The 22134-nt window shown below is 73.3% G+C and carries 22 protein-coding genes; 12 read left to right on the top strand and 10 right to left on the bottom strand.

Annotated elements, in window-relative coordinates:
* The first annotated feature begins 42 nt into the window (after positions 1-42).
* Entirely contained in the window at positions 43-369 is a 327-nt protein-coding gene (locus tag AB0M28_RS13305; RefSeq protein WP_365402552.1) for a TfoX/Sxy family protein, read from the top strand.
* A 136-nt stretch (positions 370-505) separates the two neighbouring features.
* Positions 506-1051, top strand: a complete 546-nt coding sequence (locus AB0M28_RS13300) for a PASTA domain-containing protein (RefSeq protein WP_365402549.1) — start codon at positions 506-508, stop codon at positions 1049-1051.
* A 7-nt stretch (positions 1052-1058) separates the two neighbouring features.
* Here the strand turns inward: AB0M28_RS13300 and AB0M28_RS13295 are convergent, their stop codons facing one another.
* From AB0M28_RS13295 to AB0M28_RS13285, 3 genes are all read right to left on the bottom strand, one after another.
* Positions 1059-2357: an ArsB/NhaD family transporter gene (locus AB0M28_RS13295; RefSeq protein ID WP_365402547.1), complete on the bottom strand. Its 1299-nt coding sequence runs from the start codon at positions 2355-2357 to the stop codon at positions 1059-1061.
* Complete coding sequence (locus tag AB0M28_RS13290; protein ID WP_365402544.1) at positions 2354-2812, bottom strand: CBS domain-containing protein; 459 nt, start codon at positions 2810-2812, stop codon at positions 2354-2356. The genes AB0M28_RS13295 and AB0M28_RS13290 overlap by 4 nt, the downstream gene beginning before the upstream one ends.
* A gap of 416 nt (positions 2813-3228) precedes the next feature.
* Positions 3229-3354 (bottom strand): hypothetical protein, encoded by a 126-nt coding sequence (locus AB0M28_RS13285; protein WP_365402786.1) that lies wholly within the window; start codon positions 3352-3354, stop codon positions 3229-3231.
* On the opposite strand from AB0M28_RS13285, the gene AB0M28_RS13280 reads away from it, so the two are divergent.
* The 4 genes from AB0M28_RS13280 (at position 3298) to AB0M28_RS13265 (ending at position 8599) form a co-directional block, all read left to right on the top strand.
* Positions 3298-3639: a winged helix-turn-helix transcriptional regulator gene (locus tag AB0M28_RS13280; protein ID WP_365402541.1), complete on the top strand. Its 342-nt coding sequence runs from the start codon at positions 3298-3300 to the stop codon at positions 3637-3639. The two genes, AB0M28_RS13285 and AB0M28_RS13280, sit on opposite strands and share 57 nt — an antisense overlap.
* 27 nt (positions 3640-3666) lie before the next feature.
* Positions 3667-4098: a Fur family transcriptional regulator gene (locus tag AB0M28_RS13275; protein ID WP_365402538.1), complete on the top strand. Its 432-nt coding sequence runs from the start codon at positions 3667-3669 to the stop codon at positions 4096-4098.
* 111 nt (positions 4099-4209) lie between these two features.
* Positions 4210-6429: a catalase/peroxidase HPI gene (gene katG / locus AB0M28_RS13270; protein ID WP_365402535.1), complete on the top strand. Its 2220-nt coding sequence runs from the start codon at positions 4210-4212 to the stop codon at positions 6427-6429.
* Between the two features lie 181 nt (positions 6430-6610).
* The gene (locus AB0M28_RS13265) at positions 6611-8599 is read left to right on the top strand and encodes a serine/threonine-protein kinase (RefSeq protein ID WP_365402532.1); all 1989 of its coding nucleotides are present in this window, start codon (positions 6611-6613) and stop codon (positions 8597-8599) included.
* 53 nt (positions 8600-8652) lie between these two features.
* On the opposite strand, the gene AB0M28_RS13260 is transcribed toward AB0M28_RS13265, so the two are convergent.
* The gene (locus AB0M28_RS13260) at positions 8653-11010 is read right to left on the bottom strand and encodes an FtsX-like permease family protein (protein ID WP_365402529.1); all 2358 of its coding nucleotides are present in this window, start codon (positions 11008-11010) and stop codon (positions 8653-8655) included.
* Positions 11007-11690: an ABC transporter ATP-binding protein gene (locus tag AB0M28_RS13255; RefSeq protein WP_365402526.1), complete on the bottom strand. Its 684-nt coding sequence runs from the start codon at positions 11688-11690 to the stop codon at positions 11007-11009. Before AB0M28_RS13255 ends, AB0M28_RS13260 begins: the two co-directional genes overlap by 4 nt.
* 202 nt (positions 11691-11892) lie before the next feature.
* Between AB0M28_RS13255 and AB0M28_RS13250 the strand changes: the two genes are divergently transcribed.
* Entirely contained in the window at positions 11893-13341 is a 1449-nt protein-coding gene (locus AB0M28_RS13250) for a sensor histidine kinase (RefSeq protein WP_365402523.1), read from the top strand.
* Positions 13338-14009, top strand: a complete 672-nt coding sequence (locus tag AB0M28_RS13245; RefSeq protein ID WP_365402520.1) for a response regulator transcription factor — start codon at positions 13338-13340, stop codon at positions 14007-14009. The genes AB0M28_RS13250 and AB0M28_RS13245 overlap by 4 nt, the downstream gene beginning before the upstream one ends.
* A 6-nt stretch (positions 14010-14015) precedes the next feature.
* Here AB0M28_RS13245 and AB0M28_RS13240 read toward each other — a convergent pair whose 3' ends face one another.
* The gene (locus AB0M28_RS13240; RefSeq protein ID WP_365402517.1) at positions 14016-14507 is read right to left on the bottom strand and encodes a MarR family transcriptional regulator; all 492 of its coding nucleotides are present in this window, start codon (positions 14505-14507) and stop codon (positions 14016-14018) included.
* A gap of 140 nt (positions 14508-14647) precedes the next feature.
* On the opposite strand from AB0M28_RS13240, the gene AB0M28_RS13235 reads away from it, so the two are divergent.
* The 3 genes from AB0M28_RS13235 to AB0M28_RS13225 all read left to right on the top strand — a co-directional run bounded on the left by AB0M28_RS13235 (position 14648) and on the right by AB0M28_RS13225 (position 18253).
* Positions 14648-15589, top strand: coding sequence for an EamA family transporter (locus AB0M28_RS13235; protein WP_365402515.1), 942 nt, complete (start codon positions 14648-14650; stop codon positions 15587-15589).
* 3 nt (positions 15590-15592) lie between these two features.
* Positions 15593-17725, top strand: coding sequence for a regulator (locus AB0M28_RS13230; RefSeq protein WP_365402512.1), 2133 nt, complete (start codon positions 15593-15595; stop codon positions 17723-17725).
* 69 nt (positions 17726-17794) lie between these two features.
* The gene (locus tag AB0M28_RS13225) at positions 17795-18253 is read left to right on the top strand and encodes a group II truncated hemoglobin (RefSeq protein ID WP_365402509.1); all 459 of its coding nucleotides are present in this window, start codon (positions 17795-17797) and stop codon (positions 18251-18253) included.
* Between the two features lie 8 nt (positions 18254-18261).
* Here the strand turns inward: AB0M28_RS13225 and AB0M28_RS13220 are convergent, their stop codons facing one another.
* From AB0M28_RS13220 to AB0M28_RS13205, 4 genes are read right to left on the bottom strand one after another with little or no spacing between them, the layout of a single operon-like run.
* Positions 18262-19512, bottom strand: coding sequence for an AI-2E family transporter (locus AB0M28_RS13220; RefSeq protein ID WP_365402506.1), 1251 nt, complete (start codon positions 19510-19512; stop codon positions 18262-18264).
* Positions 19481-20134, bottom strand: coding sequence for a cytochrome b/b6 domain-containing protein (locus tag AB0M28_RS13215; RefSeq protein ID WP_365402503.1), 654 nt, complete (start codon positions 20132-20134; stop codon positions 19481-19483). Before AB0M28_RS13215 ends, AB0M28_RS13220 begins: the two co-directional genes overlap by 32 nt.
* Positions 20118-20870, bottom strand: coding sequence for a molybdopterin-dependent oxidoreductase (locus AB0M28_RS13210; protein ID WP_365402780.1), 753 nt, complete (start codon positions 20868-20870; stop codon positions 20118-20120). The genes AB0M28_RS13215 and AB0M28_RS13210 overlap by 17 nt, the downstream gene beginning before the upstream one ends.
* Positions 20871-20897: 27 nt before the next feature.
* Entirely contained in the window at positions 20898-21416 is a 519-nt protein-coding gene (locus AB0M28_RS13205; protein ID WP_365402502.1) for a MarR family transcriptional regulator, read from the bottom strand.
* 98 nt (positions 21417-21514) lie between these two features.
* Between AB0M28_RS13205 and AB0M28_RS13200 the strand changes: the two genes are divergently transcribed.
* A complete protein-coding gene (locus tag AB0M28_RS13200; RefSeq protein WP_365402499.1) occupies positions 21515-22069 on the top strand; it encodes a YceI family protein in 555 nt (184 codons plus the stop codon).
* The last annotated feature ends 65 nt before the right edge of the window (positions 22070-22134 follow it).

Raw genomic sequence — 22134 nt, 5'->3', positions numbered from 1 at the left:
CACCGCCGTCCCCGCGTGGGGGTTCGCCGTAGGCTGCCCTTCGTGGCTTACGACGAAGTGCTGGCCGAGCGGGTGCGCGAGGCACTCAGCGACGAGGTGGCGGTCAGCGAGAAGCGGATGTTCGGCGGGCTTTCGTTCCTCGCCCACGGGAATCTCGTGATCGCGGTCAGCGGCGACGACCTGCTCGTACGCGTGGGCGCCGAGGCCGTGCCGGACGCGCTCGAACGCCGGGGTGTGCGTCCCGCCGTCATGGGCGCGCGAACGATGCGCGGATGGGTGCGCGTTGCCGGCAGCGCGCTGGACGACCCCGCACTGGACCGCTGGATCGCGACCGCGCTGGCTTACGTCGTCACGCTGCCCGCCAAGTGAGGTGAGGGGCGCGGCCGGTTGTACGAGCCGCGCCCAAGTGCTGACTCGCGCCCCCCGTGGGGGCTGTTCGGCTCATGCGGCGCATCGGGTCACGCCCGTATCGTCCCGAAGCTCACGCACCCCAGGGGGGATCACCATGAGCTACCCGGAACAGGGCCGATCACCGAAACACCCGTACGACGGATACGGCCAGCCGCCCCAGGACCCGGACCCGCAGGGCATGAGCACCGGTGCCAAGGTCGGCCTCGGATGCGTCGGGGTCTTCGCCGCAGTCGTCGTGCTCGGCATCGTCGGCGCTGTCGTCGGCGCAGGGGACGACGACACCGGCGGCAGCAGGGCGCCGGCCGCGGGGGCGTCGAGCAGTGCGCCGGCGCCCGACGACGCCCGGGCGAGCGGCGCCCCCGCGCCGAAGTCGTCCCCCGAGCCCGAGCAAGAGCCCGAGGCCGAGGTCGAGACAGCCGCCCTTCCCGACCTCGTCGGGAAGGGCCTGCAGGACGCCCAGGACACCTCGCAGGCCGCCGGGTTCTACTACCTCGACTCGCACGACGTCACCGGTCAGGGTCGCTTCTCGATCCTCGACCGGAACTGGAAGGTGTGCGATCAGTCTCCGGCGGCGGGTGAGCATCCCACGGACACGAAGGTCGACTTCGGCGTCGTGAAGGTCGAGGAGTCCTGCCCGTAGGGAGTCCTCACGCGACCGCGAAATACCGCAGCCAGATGTACCCGGCCGAGATCGCGATCGTCACCGCGGTGACGATCAGGCCGTACCGCGTGAAGGTCCAGAAGGTGATCGGCTGGCGGTTGCGTTCGGCGATGCCCAGCACCACCACGTTGGCGGAGGCGCCGATGGCGGTCGCGTTGCCGCCCAGGTCGGCGCCCAGGGCCAGCGCCCACCACATCACGTGGTCGCGGGACCCGCCCATCTCCTGCACCAGGTCGGCGGTGATGGGGGCCATCGTGGCGACGTACGGGATGTTGTCCACGATCCCCGACAGCAGCGCGGAGCCGCCGAGCAGCAGCATGGCGCCGTCCAGTTCGTTGTCGCCGATGGCGTCGGCCAGGGTCTTGGAGACCTCGCCGATCACGCCGGTCTCGATCAGGCCGCCGATCATGATGAACAGGCCGGCGAAGAACGCCAGGGTGGGCCACTCCACCTCGGCGAGCACCTCCCCGGTCTCCACCGTGGAGATCGCGATCAGCAGCCCGGCCCCCAGCAGCGCCACGACGGACGGCTCGTAGTGCAGCACCGGGTGCAGGACGAACCCGGCGACCACCAGGGTGAGCACGACGAGGCCCTGGGCGAGCAGCCGCGGGTTGCTGATGGCCTCCCGCTCCTCCAGCTCCGCGATCTGCTCGGCGCGTTCCTCGTCGTAGACGAAGGTGGCGCGGAACAACCACCGGCACAGGACGATCAGCACCAGGGTCAACAGGGCGCACAGCGGGGCGAGGTGGACCAGGAAGTCGTTGAAGGTCAGTCCGGCCCGGCTGGCGATGATGATGTTCGGCGGATCGCCGACCAGGGTGGCGGCCCCGCCGATGTTGGACGCGAACACCTCGGCGATCAGGAATGGGGCGGCGGGCAGGCCCAGGCGCTCGCACACCAGCAGGGTGACCGGGGCGATCAGCAGCACCGTGGTGACGTTGTCCAGCAGCGCCGAGGCCAGCGCGGTGATGACGATGAGCATCGCCATCACCCGGAACGGGCGGGCGCGGGCCCGCTTGACCGCCCAGATCGCCAGGTACTCGAACATGCCGGTCTTCTTCAGCACCCCGACGATCATCATCATGCCCATGAGCAGGAAGATGACGTTCCAGTCGATGCCGGAGTGCTCGGAGTAGAAGGCGGAGGCGTCGTCGGTCGCGCCGATCGCCAGCATCAGCGCGGCGCCGCCGAGCGCGGCGGCCACCCGGTGGATCTTCTCGCTGATGATCAGCGTGTACGCACCGACGAAGACGACGACGGCCGCCCAGCTCTGCCAGTCGTTCATGCGGCCCCGAGGAGCCGGTGCAGGAGATGCGAGGCGGTGATCACGCCCAGCAGCCGGGGGCCGGCCTTGTCGCGGTCGAGGACGGCGACCAGCGGGCTGCGGGTGCGTGCCATCAGCGCGGCCACCTCCAGCGCGGTGTCGTCCGGGGCGGCGATCGGCGGCGGGCCGGCCGAGCCGGTCAGCAGGTCGCCGACCGTGCGCCCGGCCAGGGCCGCGCACAGCCGGTCCGCGTGCCGTTCGTCGATCACCGCGGCGAGCGCCGGATCCTCGATCACGTACGGCGGCACCAGGGTCTTCACCAGCTGCGAGGCCGGGAGGATCGCGGCCGGCACGCCCCGAGGGTCCAGCACCAGCAGGGCGGGCAGCCGTTCCTCGGCCATGAGCCGTGCGGCGGTCATCGCCTCGTCACCGGTGGACACGGTCGGGTAGTCCTCGGCCAGATCGTGCGCGCGCATCGTCGGCTCCCTTCTGCCGCCGATCAAACCGGGTCCGCCCGAGCGGGAGCGGCAGCGACGCGGGCGGGATCGCGCCAGCGGCGCGATCCCGATGGCACTACTGGCCGACACCACAACACCCGCCCCCGATCAGCGAAGAGAACGATCCCTCTATTCGCCGACCAGACTTCCCGGCACACCGCCAGCGACCCTACCCGACCCTGACGCGATCTTTACGGGACTTGCGCGAGCCGTGCGGCGAAGCCCCCGCCCGTCACGGTGGACCTGCTCGGGCGTCAGGTCGGTGGTGACAGCCGGTGGAAGGCGGCACGGCGCGCGCCCTCGCCGGGCCCGGCCGGCTCGAGTACGGGATCTGCTGCGGGTCACGGGATCTGCTGCGGGTCCGGCCCGTCCGGACCGACTCGTAACCGTAGCCGTCACGCCGGTGACCGGGAACGCAGGACGCCGCCGGGGGCGCTCTCGAAGTTCACGTAGGCGCCGTCGGTGTGGCCGGCGAGCGGGACCAACGCCGTGGCCAGGACGCGGGCGGCGTCCGGGGTCATGTCGGTGAGCAGTCCCGACTGCTCTCCCAGCGCCTGAAGGCACTCGAGTCGGCGGGCGTCATCGCCCGCACCGTCATCCCGACCACTCCCGTGCAGATCCGCTACGAGCTGACCCCCGACGGCCGGGAAGAGGTGGACGTCCTGCGCCCGCTCGCCCGGTGGAGCATGCGCCGCGGCCTGGGCACCCGGGGCGCCGGCGGCCTGACGGACGGGCCGCCGGGACGCCCTCCGGTTGCGGGCGCGCCGCAACACGCGCAAACTTGTGTCCCTCAGGTATTTGACTAGCTCGTGTTTAGGCGGTTGAGTAGCGGTATGGCCGAACCGGAGACCCCCGCCGTGATGCTGCGCGGAGCCGGGCTGAGGGTGACCTCAGCCCGCGTGGCGATCATCGACGCCCTGCGCGCCGGGCAGCACCAGCCCGCGGAGGCCGTCGCGGCGCTGGTCAGAGAACGGGTCGGCGCCGTCTCCAGCCAGGCCGTGTACGAGGCGCTCAACGCGCTCACCGACGCCGGCATCCTGCGCCGGATAGAGCCCATGGGCAGCGCCGCGCGTTACGAGACCCGGGTGGGCGACAACCACCACCACCTCGTCTGCCGTAACTGCGGCGCCGTGGCCGATGTCGACTGCGCCGTCGGCCACGCGCCGTGCCTGGAGCCCGCGAACGCCGCGGGCTACCAGGTGGACGAGGCCGACGTCATCTACTGGGGGCTCTGCCCCCGGTGCCAGGACGGACAGCGATCATGACCGGCGCGCCCAGACCGGTCGCGGACCTCATCGACGACTGAACCCCTCGCGATCGACGACCGAACCCCTCGCAATTTCCGATACACCCCGCTCAGCCCCGGAGGAATCACCATGTCGGAGAACCAAGAGCCCGTCTCGTACGACACGAACGCGGAGGGTGAGGGCCGCTGCCCGGTCGCGCACGGCCGCGCCCCGCACCCCACGCAGGGCGGCGGCAACCGCGGCTGGTGGCCGGACCAGCTCAATCTGCGGATCCTCGCCAAGAACCCCGCCGAGGCCAACCCGCTCGGCGGCGACTTCGACTACAAGGCCGCCTTCCTCGCCCTCGACCTGCCGGCCGTGAAGCGGGACATCGCCGAGGTGCTCACCACCTCGCAGGACTGGTGGCCGGCCGACTTCGGCAACTACGGCCCGCTCATGATCCGGATGGCCTGGCACAGCGCCGGCACCTACCGCATCAGCGACGGCCGCGGCGGCGCGGGCGCCGGGCAGCAGCGCTTCGCCCCGCTCAACAGCTGGCCGGACAACGGCAACCTGGACAAGGCCCGCCGGCTGCTGTGGCCGGTGAAGAAGAAGTACGGCCAGTCCCTCTCGTGGGCCGACCTCATGATCCTCACCGGCAACGTGGCCCTGGAGCAGATGGGCTTCGAGACCTTCGGCTTCGCCGGCGGCCGCGAGGACGTGTGGGAGCCCGACGAGGACGTGTACTGGGGCCCCGAGCAGACCTGGCTCGCCGACGAGCGCTACACCGGCGACCGCCAGCTCGAGGACCCGCTCGGCGCCGTCCAGATGGGCCTGATCTACGTCAACCCCGAGGGCCCCAACGGAAACCCCGACCCCATCGCCGCGGCGCGCGACATCCGTGAGACGTTCCGCCGGATGGCGATGAACGACGAGGAGACCGTCGCCCTCATCGCCGGCGGCCACACCTTCGGCAAGACCCACGGCGCCGGCCCCGCCGAGAGCGTGGGCGCGGAGCCCGAGGGCGCGCCGATGGAGGAGATGGGCCTCGGCTGGAAGAGCACGTACAACACGGGTGTCGGCGGCGACGCCATCACCTCCGGTCTCGAGGTGATCTGGACGTCGACCCCGACCGAGTGGGGCAACGGCTTCTTCAAGAACCTCTTCGAGTACGAGTACGAGCTCACCCAGAGCCCGGCCGGCGCGAACCAGTGGATCGCGAAGGACGCCCCGGAGTCCGTCCCGGACCCGTTCGACCCGGAGAAGAAGCACCGTCCGCGGATGCTCACCACCGACCTGTCGCTGCGCCTCGACCCGGTGTACGAGCCCATCGCGCGCCGCTTCTACGAGAACCCGGCGGAGTTCGCGGACGCCTTCGCCCGCGCCTGGTACAAGCTGACGCACCGCGACATGGGCCCGGTCGTGCGCTACCTCGGCCCGGAGGTCCCCTCCGAGCAGCTGCTGTGGCAGGACCCGCTGCCGGCGCGCACCGGTGAGGTCGTCGACGCCGCGGACATCGCCTCCCTCAAGGAGCAGATCCTCGGTTCGGGCCTGACCGTGTCGCAGCTGGTCTCCGCCGCCTGGGCCGCGGCGTCCTCGTTCCGCGGCAGCGACAAGCGCGGCGGCGCCAACGGCGCCCGGATCCGGCTGCAGCCGCAGGCCGGCTGGGAGGTCAACGACCCGGACAGCCTGGCGCAGGTGCTCCGCACGCTCGAGGGCATCCAGGAGTCCTTCAACGCCAAGGGCGGCAAGCAGGTCTCGCTGGCCGACCTGATCGTGCTCGCGGGCTCCGCGGCCGTCGAGCAGGCGGCGAAGGACGGCAGCGTCGAGGTCCGGGTGCCCTTCACGCCGGGCCGGGTCGACGCCTCGCAGGAGCAGACGGACGTCGAGTCGTTCGCCAACCTCGAGCCGAAGGCCGACGGCTTCCGCAACTGGACCGGCAAGGGCAACCGGCTGCCGGCCGAGTTCCTGCTGGTCGACAAGGCGAACCTGCTGACGCTGACCGCCCCCGAGCTGACGGCCCTGGTCGGCGGTCTGCGGGTGCTCGGCGCCAACCAGGGCGGCTCGAAGCACGGCGTCCTCACCGACCGTCCGGGCACGCTGACCAACGACTTCTTCGTCAACCTGCTGGACCTGGGTACGACGTGGAAGTCGACGTCCGCCGCGCAGGACGAGTTCGAGGGCCGCGACGCCTCCGGCGCCGTCAAGTGGACCGGAACCCGCGCCGACCTGGTCTTCGGCTCGAACTCCGAACTGCGGGCGCTCGCCGAGGTCTACGCGAGCGACGACGCGAAGGAGAAGTTCGTGACCGACTTCGTCGCGGCGTGGGCGAAGGTCATGGACCTCGACCGGTTCGACGTGAAGAAGTAGCACGCGCCTCCTGCGGGAGGTCACCCCCGAAAGCCGTCCGGGCCGGTCCGCGAGGACCGGCCCGGACGGCTTTGGCCCACCCCGATAAAAGCGGGGTGGACGGCTTTCGCCCACCCCGGGACGAGCGGGGGCGAAGCGCCCTATCCTGGGCGCATCGGATGCCCCCGGGGGGAGGCACGCCATGGAGGACCTGCACGCCGGGGATCCCCGGTGGATCGGCACTTACCGGCTGCTGGCGCGGCTCGGCGGGGGCGGGATGGGCCAGGTGTACCTGGGCCGCTCCGAGCGGGGGCGTACCGTCGCGGTCAAGCTCGTACGGCCCGAACTCGCCGGACTCCCCGAGTTCCGGCGGCGGTTCCGGCAGGAGGTGGAGGCGGCACGGCGGGTCGCCGGGCCGTGGACGGCGGCCGTGCTGGACGCGGACACGGAGGCCGCGCAGCCGTGGGTGGCCACGGCGTACGTGGCCGGGCCCGATCTGCACACCGTGGTGGACCGGGACGGGCCGCTGCCGGAGACGTCGGTACGGATCCTCGCGGACCGGCTCGCCCGCGCGCTGCTGGCAGTGCACGGCGCGGGCCTGGTGCACCGCGATCTCAAACCGTCCAACGTCCTGCTCACCGTGGACGGTCCGCGCGTCATCGACTTCGGCATCGCCCGCGCGCTGGAGGCCGACACTTCCGGCGATCTGACCCGGACCGGCATCGTGGTGGGCTCGCCCGGCTTCATGTCGCCGGAGCAGGTGCGCGGCCTGCGGGTCGGTCCGGCGGCGGACGTGTTCTGCCTGGGCGCGGTGCTCGCCTTCGCGGCCACCGGGCGGCCCCCGTTCGGGGTGTCGGCGGGGTCGGGCGAGGCGCTCATGTACCGCATCGCGCACGAGGAGCCCGACCTCGAAGGGGTGCCGGAGGGGCTGCTCGGCCTGGTCCGCGGCTGTCTCGCCAAGGACGCCGCGGCGCGGCCCGCCCCGGACAAGGTGGCGGCCGGGGTACGGGCCCCGGACGAGGGGGCGTGGCTGCCCGCCCCGCTGCTGGCCCAGTTGGGGCGGGAGGCGGCGCGGCTGCTCGACGCGGAGTCCCCGCGGACGGCGGTGTACGACGTACCGCCGCCCGGGGCCGTACAGACGCCGCCCGCCCCGGCTCACCCGACACCGCCGCCCGGCCCCGTACCCGCCACCCCTCCCCCGCCCTGGGGCACGCCCCCGCCACCGGAGCCACGGCCCCAACCGGCGTACGGACCGCGGCCCCAGCAGGCGTACGGACCGGGCCCGTGGACCCCGCCCGCGCAGCCAGCGCCTGCCCTCCCCCGGCCGCCCGGGAACCCCTGGGCAACACCGCCGCCGCCCACCGGTCCGCGCCGCTCCCGGCTGCCGCTGGTGATCGTCGGGGCCTCCGCCGCGGTCGCCCTGGCACTCGTCGTGGCGGCGGTGGCCGTCCGGTCGTCCGGCGGGGGCGGTGGTGGCGGCGGGGGCAGCTCGGACAGCCCGAGCGCGTCCGCGACCGGGGCGGTCCCCACCGGGTACCTCGGTGCCTGGGACGGCCGGGTGCTCGACGAACAGGGCGCGGAGACCGGTGAGATACACCGGATCGTCATCACGCAGGGCGAGCGGGGCGCCGAGGTGGCGAGCGTGCTGCACGCGCAGGACGCCGCCGTGTGCGCCGCGAGCGGCACGCTGGACTCGGCGGGCGGCCCGCTGGTGATCACGAACCGGCTGACCCGGGCCCACGGCACGGGCTGCGCCGCCTCCGGCGAGGAGACCCTGCGGCTGCGCTCCGACGGGAAGCTCGACTGGAGCGCCGGTACGACGACGGCGGTGCTGGAGCCGGCGGTCACCGGGGAGCGGGTCGTGGACGACGCGTTCCTCGGCACCTGGGTGCCCGCGTCCGGCGCGAGCACCAACCCGTTCACGGTCACCGTCCAGCAGGGCGCGATCGGCAGCGAGGTCTTCTACCTCTCCGTGGACTCCGACGACGGCCACTGCGAGGGACCGTCGTTGCTCGTATCGGTGCGCGACGGGCTGGTCTTCGGCCCGCCGCAGGCCGTCGCGGAGAAGTCGCGGGGCGACTGCTCGGCCTCCGGGGGGAGCGGGCTGCTGAGCCGGGAGGGGACGGACCAGCTGCGGCTGACGGCCCTGGACGGCTCCGGGGACTCGGTCGTACTCGACCGGTCCGGCTGAGGACATGCGGGCGTGACAGGCAGTACGGCCTGTCACGCCCGCGCACGCGGCCCTCACTCCGCCCGCAGCGCCCGCCCCGTCGCGGCCTTGGCCGCCCAGCCGGCGGGCAGCAGCGCACCGGCCACCGCGATGCCGACGCCCGCCAGGGCCAGCAGTGCCAGCTGGAGCGTGCCGTAGATGTCGATGTGCGAGGACGGGACGGGGGTGCCCACCGCGTCGCCCATCGCCGGGATGACGTAACCGTGCAGCGCCACGCCGAGCGGGACGCCGATCGCGCCCGCCACCAGGCCGATCGCGGCGACCTGGGTGAGCACCTGGCTGACCGTCTGCCCCGGGGTCATCCCCAGGGCCTTGAAGACGCCCAGGTCGCGCACCCGGTCGCGGGTGTCCAGCACCACGGTGTTGAGGACACCCAGGCCGGCCACCGTGATCAGCATCAGGGTGAGCGTCACGATCAGCCCCTGCATGGCCACGATCACGCTGGACTTGCTGGGCTCGGTGGGCTCGGCCGAGGCACCGAGCGGTTCGAGGTCCGCGTCCAGCGCCTTGATGAACGCGGTGGTGTCGGTGCCGGACACCACCGCGACGGTGAAGTCCGTCATGCCCTCCTCCGGCCGGAGCCCCGCGAGGGACGTCTGGTCGGCGCGCACCGACATCGCGTCGTCGCCGAGGTCGAAGACCTCCCCGACGATCGTCAGCCGCACCGTGCGGCCCTCGTCGGCCAGGGCGACCGTGTCGCCAATCTCCTTGCCCGTGCTCTGCAGGAAGCGCGACGCCGCCACGGCCTCGCCCTTCTTCTCGAACCAGCGGCCGGCCATCATCGTGTGCTTGCTCGACGCGCTGTCCCCCGTGTACGCCTTCACGGGCACGCCGCCCTTCAGGCCCGGCGCCCGCGCCTCGAACTCGGTGATCCCGTAGTACGACGCGGTCTCGGGGCGCGCCTCGATCACCGCCGCCGTCCGCACCGGGTCCGCCGGCTTCGGCGGCCCGCCCACCGGCGGCCCGGGTACGGCCCCCGCCACCGGATCGTCGAACCGCAGCGTGCGGACCGTCACCGGCTCGGCGCCGCGGTCGGGGTCGCCGTCGCGCTGGATGGCGAAGAGCGTGCTGCCCAGCCCCACCGCGAACGTCACCGCCAGCGTGCCGAACGCCACCGCCCCGGCCATGGTCGCCGAGCGGGCGGGCCGCGCGAACGGCCCCGCCAGCCCCAGGGTCACCGACCGCGGCAGCGGCAGCCGGCCGAGCAGATTGCGTACGCTCCGCCCCCGCGCCGACTCCGTCGCCCGCCCGACGCCCAGCACCCGGGCGGTGCGCAGCCGCGCCGCGCGCAGCGCCGGACCGAGGGCGGTGACGGCGACGAGCGCCAGCACGGCCAGGGGCACCACGGCGCTCACCCACGCCGGGATGTACAGCGTCCCGGTGCCGTACGCCTCCGCCACCTCCGCCATGAGCGGTACGGCGAGGACGTTGGCCAGCAGCGTGCCGAGGGCCGCGCCCACCGCGGACGGGATCAGGGCCTGCGCCACATAGGCGCGGCCGATCTGGGGCGGGGTGAAGCCGAGGGACTTCAGGATGCCGATCCGGCGGGTCGCGGCCCCCACCGCGCCGCTCACCACGATCCCGATGACCAGCACGGACATGGCCAGGCCCAGCAGGGCGAAGGCGGTGACGAAGGGGATGAAGGCGCCCGTGGACTCCTCGGCGGCCTGCTTGACGTCGAGATAGGACTGGGTGCCGGCGACGGAGCCCTCGGGCGCGGCGGCGGCCACGGCCTTGCCGTGCGCCTTGATGTCGGCGCGGCTGTCGGCGTCCGTGAAGCGGTAGAGCATCTGGTACGAGGGCTTCGCCGCGAGGGCCGTCAGCTGGTCCGGGACGACCCAGGCGTCGGCGCTGCCGCCCACGGACTCGGCGACGCCGACGACGGTCAGCTCCGTGTCCCCGGCCTTCACCCTGCCGTCGGGGTCCAGATCAGCGAAGGGGCTGCCCGCCTCCAGCACGATCTCGCCGGGCTGCCGCGCCCAGCGGCCCCGGACGATGCTCACGTCGTCCACGTCGGCGTGGGCGGCGGAGCGGCCGGCGAGGGTCATCGACGGCGCCCCGAACACGGCGGGTCCGCTGCCGGCCGGGCGGATCCGCACGGCGGCCACCGGATACGGGCCGGCAGTCGCGGACACGCCCTCCACCGTGGCGGTCCGCCTGGCCTGCGCGGCGGTCACGCCCTGGAACTCGGCCGTCAGATGGGCCCCGTGCTGCCGGGCGAAGGCCCGCTCGAAGGGTGCCCGGGACGCCTCCAGCAGGCCCAGCGCCAGCACGGACGCCGCCACCGACAGCAGCGTGGTCAGCACCATCACCGCCGTCTGCACCCGTTTGCGGCCGACTCCGGCGCGCACCACCTTGCCCAGAGCGGTCACCGGGCCACCGCCGTGACGTCTCTGGCGATCCGGCCGTCGACGAGTTCGATGGTGCGGGTGGCGCACGACTCGGCGAGCGCGAGGTCGTGCGTGACGAGGACGATCGTCTGCCCGTCGGCGTTCAGTTCGCGCAGCAGCTCCCGTACCTCCGCTCCGGAGGCGGTGTCGAGCGCGCCGGTGGGCTCGTCGGCGAGGAGCAGCGGCGGGCGGTTCATCAGGGCGCGGGCGACGGCGACCCGCTGCCGCTCGCCGCCGGAGAGCCGTCCGGGGTAGGCGTGCGCGTGCCGGTCGATGCCGAGGAAGGCGAGCAGTTCGGCGGCGCGGGCGGCGGCCTGCTTGCGGGGCATGCCGGAGAGCTGCGCCGGGAGGAGGACGTTGTCGGTGACGGTCAGATCGTCGAGCAGGTTGAAGAACTGGAAGACCATGCCGATGCGCGCGCGGCGGTAGCGGGCGGAGGCGCTCTCGCCCAGCTCGTCGACGCGCAGGCCGTCGACGGTGACGCTGCCCTCGGTGGGGCGGTCCAGGCCCGCGATCAGGTTCAGCAGGGTGGACTTGCCGCTGCCGGAGGGCCCGAGCACGGCGAGCGCCTCGCCCGCCTCGACGCGCAGGCTGAGCCCGGCGAGCGCGGGCGGTCCGTCGTCGTAGGTCTTGCGCACGTCGGTGACGTCGATGAGGGGCATGGGTCCTCCGCTGATGGGCCTTCGCTGGCTCCCCGAAGCTAGGGGCGGCAGGGCGCCGGGCACGTCGCCCGCGGTGCGGAACGTCCGTACCGCGCTCGGCCCATGCGGGCGGGCGTCATCCCTGCGATGTACGCCACGAGTCGACGGCAGTGCGCCGCACGAGGGATCCGCGGACACCCGGCGCCTTGGCACACTTATCCGGGTGAACAGGGAGAACCGCTGGCGCTCGGGCCGGCTGCGGGCCGCGGTGGCGCGGGCGGGGCGCGCCGCGCGCAGCCGGCCGTGGGCGGTGGACGCGCTGCTGGCGCTGGTGCTGGCGGTCGGCGTGGTGAGCACGGACCTCGACCGGTCGTGGGTCGAACTGCAGGACCGGCCCGCGGCCCTGTGGCAGAGCCCCGGTGACGCCCCGGCCCCGCCGAAGGTGCCGGCGGAGCCGGATCCGTGGAACGAGGGCGTACCCGAACCGACGGAACCGGTGGAACCGATCGACCCGCTCGAGCAGGAGCGCCTGGAGGGGCAGGGCGTGCGGATCTGCCCGCCGTCCGACCCGCTTGGCGAGGTGCACGACTGCTTGCCGGTCGGCGCCCAGGTCAGGGCCGCGCTGGAGCAGAACCTGCCGCCCGTCCAGTGGTGGGAGCTGGCGCTGGGCGTGCTGGCGGTGGCGCCGCTGGCCCTGCGGCGGCGGTATCCGCTCGGGGCGCTGTGGGCGGTGCTGGCGGGGGTGTCGCTGTTCCATGTGGGCGAGGTGTCCACCGACGCCACGGCGGTCACGTTCGCGGCGGTGCTGATCGCCGCGTACAGCGCCGTGATGTACAGCCGGTACCGCAAGGCCGCGGTGGGCAGCCTGCTGGCGGCCGTGGCGCTGCTGTGGCGCAGCCACCTCGTACCGGACGTCGACCGCGGCTGGGTCCCGCTGCTGGTGCTGGTGCCCGTCGCGCTGGCCGCGAACGCGCTGCACGCGTGGCAGCAGCGGGCGCGCCGGCTGCAGCAGGAGCAGCAGGCGGCGACCCGGCGGGCGGTGGACGAGGAGCGGCAGCGCATCGCGCGCGAGCTGCACGACGTGGTCACCCACAACGTGAGCATGATGACGATCCAGGCGGGGGCCGCCCGCAAGGTGCTCGACGCCGAGCCCGACCAGGCGCGGGAGGCGATGCTGGCGGTCGAGACGGCGGGCCGCACCGCGATGGCGGAGCTGCGCCAGGTGATGGGCCTGCTGACGATGGCCGCCGAAGGCCCCGATCCGGCGGGCACGGCGGACCTCGCCCCGCAGCCGGGTCTGGCGCGGCTGACGGAGCTGGTCGAGGGGGTACGGGCGACGGGCTCGGCGGTCTCGGTGCGCACCGAGGGCGACGCCGTGCCGCTGCCGTCGGGCGTGGACCTGGCGGCGTACCGGGTGGTGCAGGAGGCGCTGACGAACGCGGTGAAGCACGCCTCGGGCGCGGACATCACGGTGACCGTGGCGTACGCGCCGGACGAGCTGCGGATAGCCGTGGAGGACGACGGCGGCGTACCGCTGCCGGCGGAGGGCAACGGACGGGGGCTGATGGGCTTGCGCGAGAGGCTGTCGGTGTACGGCGGTACGCTCCAGACCGGCAAACGCCCGCGCGGGGGTTACCGGGTCCGCGCGGTCATCCCCCTGGAGGTCCCGTGACCGAGGCACCCCGGGTCGTCATCGTGGACGACCAGGCCCTGGTGCGTACGGGCTTCCGGATGATCCTGGCCGCGGACGGCATCGAGGTGGTCGCGGAGGCGTCCGACGGCGAGGAGGCCGTGGCGGCGGTCCGGCGCACCCGGCCGGACGTGGTGCTGATGGACGTACGGATGCCGGGGACGGACGGCCTGGAGGCCACCCGCCGCATCCTCACGGGCGAGTCCCAGGCCCCGCGGATCATCATCCTCACCACGTACGACCTCGACCAGTACGTCTACGCGGCGCTGACGGCGGGCGCGAGCGGCTTCCTGCTGAAGGACGTCACGCCCGAGCATCTCGCGGCCGCGGTGCGGCTGGTCCGCTCCGGCGACGCGCTGCTGGCGCCGGCGATCACCCGCCGGCTGGTGGAGCGCTTCGCCACGGCCGGCACCCGCAGCGCGGCGCTGCACCGCGACCTCTCCTCGCTCACCCCGCGCGAGCTGGAGGTCCTGGAGGCACTGGCCCGCGGCCACAGCAACGCGGAGCTGGCGCGCCGCTTCCACCTCAGCGAGGCCACGGTCAAGACGCACGTGGCGCGGATCCTGTCGAAGCTGCAGCTGCGCGACCGCGCGCAGGCGGTGATCGCGGCGTACGAGACGGGGCTGATCACCCCGGGCACGCCGGACTGAGCCGGCTCAGGGCTGCTTGTCGCCGAGCGCCTGCAGGAGTTCGCGCAGGGCGGCGGCGAGGGTGTCGCGCTCCTCGCGGGGCAGGGACGCGAGGATGCGGTGCTCGTTCTCGACGTGCGACTCCACGGCGCGGTCGATCAGCTCCCGTCCCTCCTCGGTGAGGGAGACCTGGACGCCGCGGCCGTCCGACTCGCTCGGGGTGCGGGCGACCAGCCCGCGGGCCTGAAGCCGGTCCAGCCGCTGGGAGACCGCGCCGGAGGTGACCATCGACGAGCGCATCAGCTCCGTCGGCGTCAGCGGGGCCCCGCTGCGGCGCAGGGTGGCCAGCACGTCGAAGGAGCCGCGGTCCAGTCCGTACGGGGTGAAGGCGCGGTGCAGTTCGCCGTCCAGGAGGCGGGCCAGCCGGGAGACGCGGCCGATGACGGCCATCGGCGAGACGTCCAGATCGGGCCGCTCTCGGGCCCACTGCTCCAGCACTCGGTCCACGTGATCTGCCACGGGGCCAGGCTATGCGGCGACGGCGGGGCGCGGCCACATCGGATGCCCGCTCGGGGAATTTATCTTAACGATGAGACAGTTACCTTAGTCGTGAGGTAAATTCCCTTAGAGCTAAGCAACCCGAAGGGGAGTCGGACGCCATGCCCGCCACCAGCCGCACGACCACCGTCCTGATCACCGCCATCGCCCCGGCCGTGTGGGGCTCGACGTACCTCGTCACCACCGAGCTGCTTCCGCCCGGGCGGCCGCTGCTCGCCGCCCTCCTGCGCGCCCTGCCCGCGGGGCTGCTCCTCGTCGCCCTCACCCGCCGGCTGCCGCAGGGCGTGTGGTGGTGGCGGTCGCTGGTACTGGGCACGCTGAACATCGGCGCGTTCTTCGCGCTGCTCTTCATCGGCGCGTACCGCCTCCCCGGCGGCGTCGCCGCCACCATCGGCGCGCTGCAGCCGCTGCTCGCGGTGGGCCTGGCCGCCGGCCTCCTCGGCGAGAAGCTCACCCTGCGGCCGGTCCTCGCCGGCATCGCGGGCGTCGGCGGGGTGAGCCTGCTCGTCCTGCGGGCGAACGCGGCGCTGGACTGGCTCGGCGTCGCGGCCGCCGCGGCGGGCGCGGGCGTGATGGCGCTGGGCGTCGTCCTCAGCAAGCGCTGGGCCTCCCCCGCACCGCTGCTCGCCACCACCGGCTGGCAGCTCGTCGCCGGCGGCCTGGTGCTGCTGCCGGTCGCCCTGGCCGTGGAGGGCGCCCCGCCGGCCGGGCTGACGGCCGGCAACCTCGCGGGGTACGCGTATCTCACCCTGTTCGGCACGGCGTTCGCCTACGTCCTGTGGTTCCGCGGCATCCGCGCCCTGTCCCCGACGAACGTCACCTTCCTCGGACTGCTCAGCCCGCTCGTCGCCACCACCCTCGGCTGGCTCGCCCTCGGCCAGTCCCTCACCCCGTGGCAGATCCTCGGCGGCGTCGTGGTCCTGGGCGCGCTGGCCGCCGGCCAGCTGCGGCCGGCCGCCGCGCGTCGCTCCCGCGCTTCGAACGTCAGGTCTCGATCGCACCAACACCCCCACGCACCGCAGCCCCGTCAGTACGCTCGGTGAGCTATGCGACGCAACAGACGCCTCCCCCACGACGGTTCAGCGCCGCGCCCGCCGGGCAACCTGCCCGCCGAGCTGAGCCGGTTCATCGGGCGCCGCAGCGAACTCGGCCTGCTCGGCGAGGCGTTGGAGCGGGCCCGGCTGGTGACGGTCACCGGGGTGGGCGGGGTCGGCAAGTCGCGGCTCGCGCTGCGGGCGGCGGCCGAGCTGGCCGGCCGGTACCCCGACGGGGTGTGGCTGCTGGAGGTCTCGGAGCTGTCCGGCGGTGACGGGCTGGTGCACGCCGCGCTGGACGTGTTCGGGCTCGCCGACGCCGGCGGGGCGCCCCCGCTGCGGCTGCTGACCCACCGGCTGTCGGGCCGCCGGGCGCTGCTGGTGCTGGACAGCTGCGAGCACGCGGACGCCGAGTGCGCCCGCCTCACCGCCGAACTGCTGCGCAAGGCCCCCGGACTGCGGGTGCTGGCGACCAGCCGGCGCCCCCTGGACATCGACGGCGAGCGGCTGTTCCCGCTCGCCCCGCTCCCCGCCGACGCCCCGGGCTCCGACGCGGTGCGGCTGTTCACCGACCGGGCGCGCACGGTCGTCCCCGGCTTCGACCCCGCGGGCGCGAAGGCCGCCGCCGTGGCCGAGCTCTGCCGCCGCCTCGACGGCATCCCCCTGGCGCTGGAGCTGGCCGCCGGCCGGCTGCGCAGCCTCTCCCCGGACCAGCTGTCCCAGCGGCTGGACGACCGGTTCCGGCTCCTGGTGTCCGGCGGGCGCGGCGGTACGGCCCGGCACCAGACGCTGCGTACGGCGATCGGCTGGAGCCATGAGCTGTGCACCCCGCGGGAGCGGCTGCTGTGGGCCCGGCTGTCGGTGTTCACCGGCGACTTCGGGCTCGACGCCGCGGAGTACGTCTGCGCCGACGACAGCCTCGAGGTCGCCGATCTCGCCTCCGTCCTCGGCCAGCTCGTCTCCCAGTCGGTCGTGCTGCGCGAGGAGTGGCAGGGCGGCGTGCGGTTCCGGATGCTCGACACGGTGCGGGAGTACGGCGCCCAGTGGCTGGGGACCCTGCGGGAGACCGAGCGGCTGCGCGACCGGCACCGGGACTGGTATCTCGGGGTGGCCATCTGGTGCGAGCTGGACTGGTTCGGCCCGCGGCAGTCCGAGGTGCCCGAGCAGATCGAGCGGGAGCTGCCCAATCTGCGGCTGGCGCTGGAGCACTGCCTGCGCCGGCCCGAGGACGCGCATCTGGGCCAGCAGCTCGCCTCCACGCTGTGGTTCTACTGGATGGGCTGCGGCCGGCTCTCCGAGGGGCGAGCATGGCTGGGGCGCGTACTGGCGGCGCGGACCACCCAGCCGGCGCCGCGGGCGCGCGCGCTGTGGGTGACGGCGTTCCTCGCGGTCATCGCCGGCGATCCGGTGGCGGCGAAGGACGCGGCGGCCGAGGGCGCCGAGCTCGCGGAGATCAGCGGCGACGAGGTGGCGCAGGCACACGTCCGGCAGATGCTGGGCATCGCGTACGCCATCAGCGACGACATGCCGCAGGCCGTCGCGCTGCTGCGGGACGCGGTGCGGCGGCTGCGGGAGCTGGGGCGGCTGGACTCGCTGGCCCTGCTGGCGCAGGTGCAGCTCGGGCAGTGCCTCGCCTTCGCGGGTGAGACGAACGAGGCGACGGCGCTGCTGCACGAGGCGCACGATCTGGCCGTGGAGAGCGGCGAGCTGTGGGCGCGCAGCTACGCCCTCTACGCGTGGGCGTACACGCTGTGGCGGCGCGGTTCGGCCGTCCGGGCGCTGGAGCTCAACCTCGAGTGCCTCGCCATCAAGCGGGTGTTCCGCGACGCGATCGGCATGACGATGACGCTGGAGCACATCGCCCCGCTCGTCGCCCGCACCGACCCCGGGTTCGCGGCGCGGATCCACGGGGGCGCGGAGGCGGGCTGGCAGTCGTTCGGCACGAAGCGCTTCGGCTCGGCCCACTTCGACCTCCCGCACCTCGAGTGCGAACGGCTCGCCCGCGAGGCCCTCGGCGACGAGGGCTACCTCCGCGCGGTCGCGACGGGCCGCCACCAGGGCCTGGCGGCGGTCGTGGACGAACTGCTGTCGTCACCCGCGGCCCCCCGGCCGGAGAGCGGCGTGCCGGCGGCGCGGGGGCGGTAGGACGGCAGGGCGGTAGGGCGGACAACTGGCGCTTGTGGCTTCCGCCCGGGCCTGGGAATGCTGTCCCGCATGGAGAGCCTCTACGAACACGCGGGTGGGCACGACGCCTTACGCCGCTTCATCGACGTCTTCTACACCGACGTGCTCGCCGACCCGCTGCTCCAGCCCCTGTTCGGGGAGGGCAGCCCCACGCATGTGGACGCGCTGACGGCGTTCGACAGCGAGGTGTTCGGCGGCCCCGACGACTTCACCCGGGAGCACGGCGGCTTCGCGCACATCATCGCCGTACACCGGGGGCTGCGGATCACGGAGGAGCAGCGGCGGCGGTTCGCCGAGCTGTATCTGGCGGCGGCCGACAAGGCCGGACTGCCCGCCGACGCCCCCTTCCGCGAGGCGCTGCGCACACACGTCGAGTTCGGCACCGAGGTCGCGCGGCAGAACTCGCACGCGGAGTCGGACGCGGACCTGCACCCGCTGCGCACGATGCCGCGGTGGACCTGGCCGGAGGAGTCCGCCGGGGACGGCTGACGTCGGGCTCAGCGCCGCAGCGCCCCGCGCATCCGCCGCAGCAGGGTGCGGCCGCGGCCCCGGCGGGGGCGGGGGGCGTGGGCGTCGGGGTCGACCTCGTAGCGGGTGACGTAGGCGCCGAGGAAGCCCTGGAGCGTGGCCGTCGCCGGGATCGCGATCAGGGCGCCGACCGCGCCCATCAGGGCCGCGCCCGCGATGACCGAGCCGAAGGCGACGGCGGGGTGGATGTCCACCGTCTTCGAGGTGATCTTCGGCTGCAGGACGTAGTTCTCGAACTGCTGGTAGATGATCACGAAGACGAGGACCCAGAGCGCCGCCCACGGGCTGACCGTGAACGCCAGCAGCATCGGCAGGGCCCCCGCCAGATACGTACCGACCGTCGGGACGAACTGCGACACCACGCCCACCCACACCGCGAGCGCCGGGGCGTAGGGGATGTCGAGGATCAGGAAGACGATGTAGTGGCAGACGCCCGAGATCAGCGCCATCAGACCGCGTGAGTAGAGGTAGCCGCCGGTCTTGGTGACCGCGATCTCCCAGGCGCGCAGCACCTCCGCCTGCCGGGCGGGCGGCAGCACGGAGCACAGCGTCCGGCGCAGCCGCGGGCCCTCGGCGGCGAAGTAGAAGGCGAAGAGCAGGATGGTGAGCAGCTTGAACAGGCCGCCGAGGACGGTCGTGGACACCGTCCAGACGTTGTCGGCGCTCTGCTTCAGATAGTTCTGCACCCACTCGGAGCTCAGGAAGTCGTCCTGCAGCTTGTCCGCTTCGAGCTGCGTTCCGAACTGGTCGTTGAGCCAGACCACGACGGAGTCGACGTACGACGGGAAGTTCTCCACCAGCTCCCGCACCTGGTCCGCCAGCACCGAGCCGAGCAGCGCCAGGAAGCCGCCGAAGAACACCACCACCCCGAGGAACACCAGCGCCGTGGCCAGCCCGCGGCGTATGCCGCGGTGCGCCATCCAGTCGACGGCCGGCTCGATGGCCAGGGCCAGGAAGAACGCCACGAGGATGTTCAGCAGCAGGCCGGTCAGCCGGTGGAAGGCCCAGTTCGCCAGGAGGAAGGCCGCGTACAGGGTCAGGGCCAGGACCACGGCCTTGGGCAGCCAGAGCGGCATCTTGTCGCTCCGCCCGCCGCCGCCCGTGGGCGGCGGGCGGTCGTCGCCGCCGGACCCCGGCCCGTCGGCGGGCGCGGGGCCGTCGCCGGGCAGCTCGGGCTCGGCGGTGTCGTCAGGCGTCTGGGTCGCGTCGTGGTCCGGCACGGTCCAAGTCTGTCAGCTGTGTCCACAGGGGGTGCTCGGCAGTCGCCCACCAAGGCGACACCCGGCCGGTGCGCATACCCCGCCGCGCCTCCGGATCGGCCAGCGCCATCCACACATGGCCGACGATCACCAGCCCGAAGCCCAGCGCCAGCCAGTCGTGTACGAAGGTGGCGCTGGTCCGCCAGCGCAGCGGCGTCAGATGCGTGAACCACATCAGCAGCCCCGTCCCCAGCATCACCAGCCCCGCCCCGGCGGTGAACCCGGCGTACAGCTTCTGTCCGGCGTTGAACTTCCCCGCCTCCCGCACCGGGTCCCTGCGCGCGGCGGCCCGCAGCCAGCTCCGGTCGTGCGGCCCGAAGCGCCCCAGCCGCCGCAGATCGGTGCGGAACGCCCGGGAGACGAGCCCCAGCAGCGCCGGTACGGGCAGCAGCAGCCCGCTCCACTCGTGCACACGCACGACCAGCAGCCGGCGGCCGACCAGCTCGGCGAGCTGGGGCACGTACAGGACCGCGGCGGTCAGCAGGAGCAGGCCCATCAGCCAGGCGGTGGTGCGGTGCACCCAGCGCTCGGCGGGGGTGAAGCGGGGGATGCCCTGCTCGCGGTGGTCAGGCGGTCGGAGCATCGTCACGTCCGTTGGAGCGGCCGACCCAGGCGTCGACGTCGTAACCGAGGCGCTCCCAGTAGCCGGGGACCACCTCGTCGGTGAGGGTGATGCCGGAGAGCCACTTCGCCGACTTGTAGAAGTACATCGGCGCGACGTACAGCCGGACCGGCCCGCCGTGCGAGTGGCCGAGGGGCTTGTCCTGCATCCGCAGCGCCACCAGGACGTCGTCGCGGCGGGCCTGGTCGAGGGTGAGGCTCTCGCTGTAGGCGCCGTCGAAGCAGGTGAACCGGACGGCCTTCGCCGAGCCGCGTACGCCGGCGGCGTCCAGCAGGTCGGAGAGCAGTACGCCCTCGAAGGGGACCTTCAGCACCCGCCAGCCGGTCACGCACTGCACGTCGCGGACGATGCGGCGCTGGGGCAGGGCGCGCAGTTCGGGGAGGGTGTAGGTGTGCGGGCGGTCGACGAGGCCGCCGACCTTCAGGCCGTAGTCCGTCTCGTCGCGGTGCGGGACGGAGGCGGCGACGGAGTAGTAGCGGAAGCCTCCGCCGTTGGGCAGCAGGCCCGTCAGGCCCGTCGGGTCCTTGCCCGCGACGGAGCCGAGGCCCTTCTCGAACTGCCGCTGGACGGCCGGGGCTGCGACGACGGCGCCGGCGCCGAGCGCCAGTATGCCGAGGACGAGGCGGCGGCCCACGGGGGTGCCGCTGAGTTCGGGATCCACCCCTCGATTCGAGCACCCGGGGCGGCCCGGGGCCAGGGGCGGGGCCGGTTCGTAAGAAAGACGTCAGACGACGGTCGTCGGACAGTCCTCCGCCTCGGCCTCCGCCCGGGCCTGCGCGCACACGCCCTTCATCTTGCCGTTCATGGCGGCGGCGATCTCGCCCAGCGCCGTCAGCTGCTCCGGGGTGAGGAGGTCGAAGAGGTTGCTGCGCACCTCGGTGACATGCCCGGGGGCGGCGGCCTCGAGCACCGAGTAGCCCGTCTGCGTCAGCTGGGCCACCTGGCCGCGGCGGTCGCCGTCGGCGGCACAGCGCGAGACGTAGCCGGCCTTCTCCAGCGCGGTCACCGCGTGCGAGAGGCGGCTGCGCGAGGAGCTCAGCTTCTCGGCCAGCTCGCCCATCCGCAGCCGCCGGCCGGGAGCCTCCGAGAGCATCACGAGGATCTCGTAGTACGCCACGGGGATGCCGGAGTCCTGCCGCAGCTGGCGGTCCAGATGGGCGTTGAAGTCGTTGAAAGCCTGCATGAACGAGCGCCACACGCGCTGCTCGTCCTCGGTGAGCCATCGGAAGTCGCTGTCGGTCATACTCCCAGCATACCCGGTGCTTGAGGTTTCAACTGTTTCCTGTTATGTTAGATGAGCGTTCAACCAATAGTTCCGCAATAACCGAGATGAGGCTTTCCATGACCAGCACCGAGCTCACCGTCCCCGGCTTCCTCGCGGGCACCTGGACCATCGACCCCGTCCACACGGACGCCGCCTTCACGGTTCGTCACCTGGGCGTCTCCAAGGTCCGTGGCCGCTTCGACGACGTGCAGGGCACGATCGTGACGGCGGAGAACCCGCTGGAGTCGAAGGTCGAGGCCGTGATCAGCACCGCCTCGGTGAACACCGCCAACAAGATGCGCGACGACCATGTCCGCAACGAGGACTTCCTGGACGTCGAGAAGCACCCCACGATGACCTTCAGCTCCACGGGCATCCGCATCGAGGACGAGGAGACGTTCCTGGTCGACGGGCACCTCACCCTGAAGGGCATCACCAAGCCGGTGACCCTCACCCTCGAGATCGGCGGCTTCGGCGACCACTACCAGGGCGGCAAGGTGGCCGGCTTCTCCGCCTCCACGGAGATCAGCCGCGCGGACTTCGGCGTGACCGGCGGCGCGGCGGGCGCGGCCGTCTCCGACAAGATCCGGATCACCCTCGACATCGAGGCGCTGTCGCCGGACGCGGCCTGACCGCGCCAGCGCGCGTGCGGTGACCACCACCTCCTGAGGGGGGCGGGGAGCTCAGCTCCCCGCTC

Source organism: Streptomyces sp. NPDC051940, assembly GCF_040680895.1.
Classification (GTDB): domain Bacteria; phylum Actinomycetota; class Actinomycetes; order Streptomycetales; family Streptomycetaceae; genus Streptomyces.
This window is presented reverse-complemented; position numbering and strand designations above follow the sequence as displayed.

What these genes read in the sequence shown, in the direction of transcription:
- AB0M28_RS13300 (WP_365402549.1), top strand. Translation starts at nt 506, where the DNA reads ATGAGCTACCCGGAACAGGGCCGATCACCGAAACACCCGTACGACGGA.
- AB0M28_RS13295 (WP_365402547.1), bottom strand. Translation starts at nt 2,357, where the DNA reads ATGAACGACTGGCAGAGCTGGGCGGCCGTCGTCGTCTTCGTCGGTGCG.
- AB0M28_RS13290 (WP_365402544.1), bottom strand. Translation starts at nt 2,812, where the DNA reads ATGCGCGCGCACGATCTGGCCGAGGACTACCCGACCGTGTCCACCGGT.
- AB0M28_RS13285 (WP_365402786.1), bottom strand. Translation starts at nt 3,354, where the DNA reads ATGACCCCGGACGCCGCCCGCGTCCTGGCCACGGCGTTGGTCCCGCTC.
- AB0M28_RS13275 (WP_365402538.1), top strand. Translation starts at nt 3,667, where the DNA reads ATGGCCGAACCGGAGACCCCCGCCGTGATGCTGCGCGGAGCCGGGCTG.
- katG (WP_365402535.1), top strand. Translation starts at nt 4,210, where the DNA reads ATGTCGGAGAACCAAGAGCCCGTCTCGTACGACACGAACGCGGAGGGT.
- AB0M28_RS13265 (WP_365402532.1), top strand. Translation starts at nt 6,611, where the DNA reads ATGGAGGACCTGCACGCCGGGGATCCCCGGTGGATCGGCACTTACCGG.
- AB0M28_RS13255 (WP_365402526.1), bottom strand. Translation starts at nt 11,690, where the DNA reads ATGCCCCTCATCGACGTCACCGACGTGCGCAAGACCTACGACGACGGA.
- AB0M28_RS13235 (WP_365402515.1), top strand. Translation starts at nt 14,648, where the DNA reads ATGCCCGCCACCAGCCGCACGACCACCGTCCTGATCACCGCCATCGCC.
- AB0M28_RS13230 (WP_365402512.1), top strand. Translation starts at nt 15,593, where the DNA reads ATGCGACGCAACAGACGCCTCCCCCACGACGGTTCAGCGCCGCGCCCG.
- AB0M28_RS13225 (WP_365402509.1), top strand. Translation starts at nt 17,795, where the DNA reads ATGGAGAGCCTCTACGAACACGCGGGTGGGCACGACGCCTTACGCCGC.
- AB0M28_RS13215 (WP_365402503.1), bottom strand. Translation starts at nt 20,134, where the DNA reads ATGCTCCGACCGCCTGACCACCGCGAGCAGGGCATCCCCCGCTTCACC.
- AB0M28_RS13205 (WP_365402502.1), bottom strand. Translation starts at nt 21,416, where the DNA reads ATGACCGACAGCGACTTCCGATGGCTCACCGAGGACGAGCAGCGCGTG.
- AB0M28_RS13200 (WP_365402499.1), top strand. Translation starts at nt 21,515, where the DNA reads ATGACCAGCACCGAGCTCACCGTCCCCGGCTTCCTCGCGGGCACCTGG.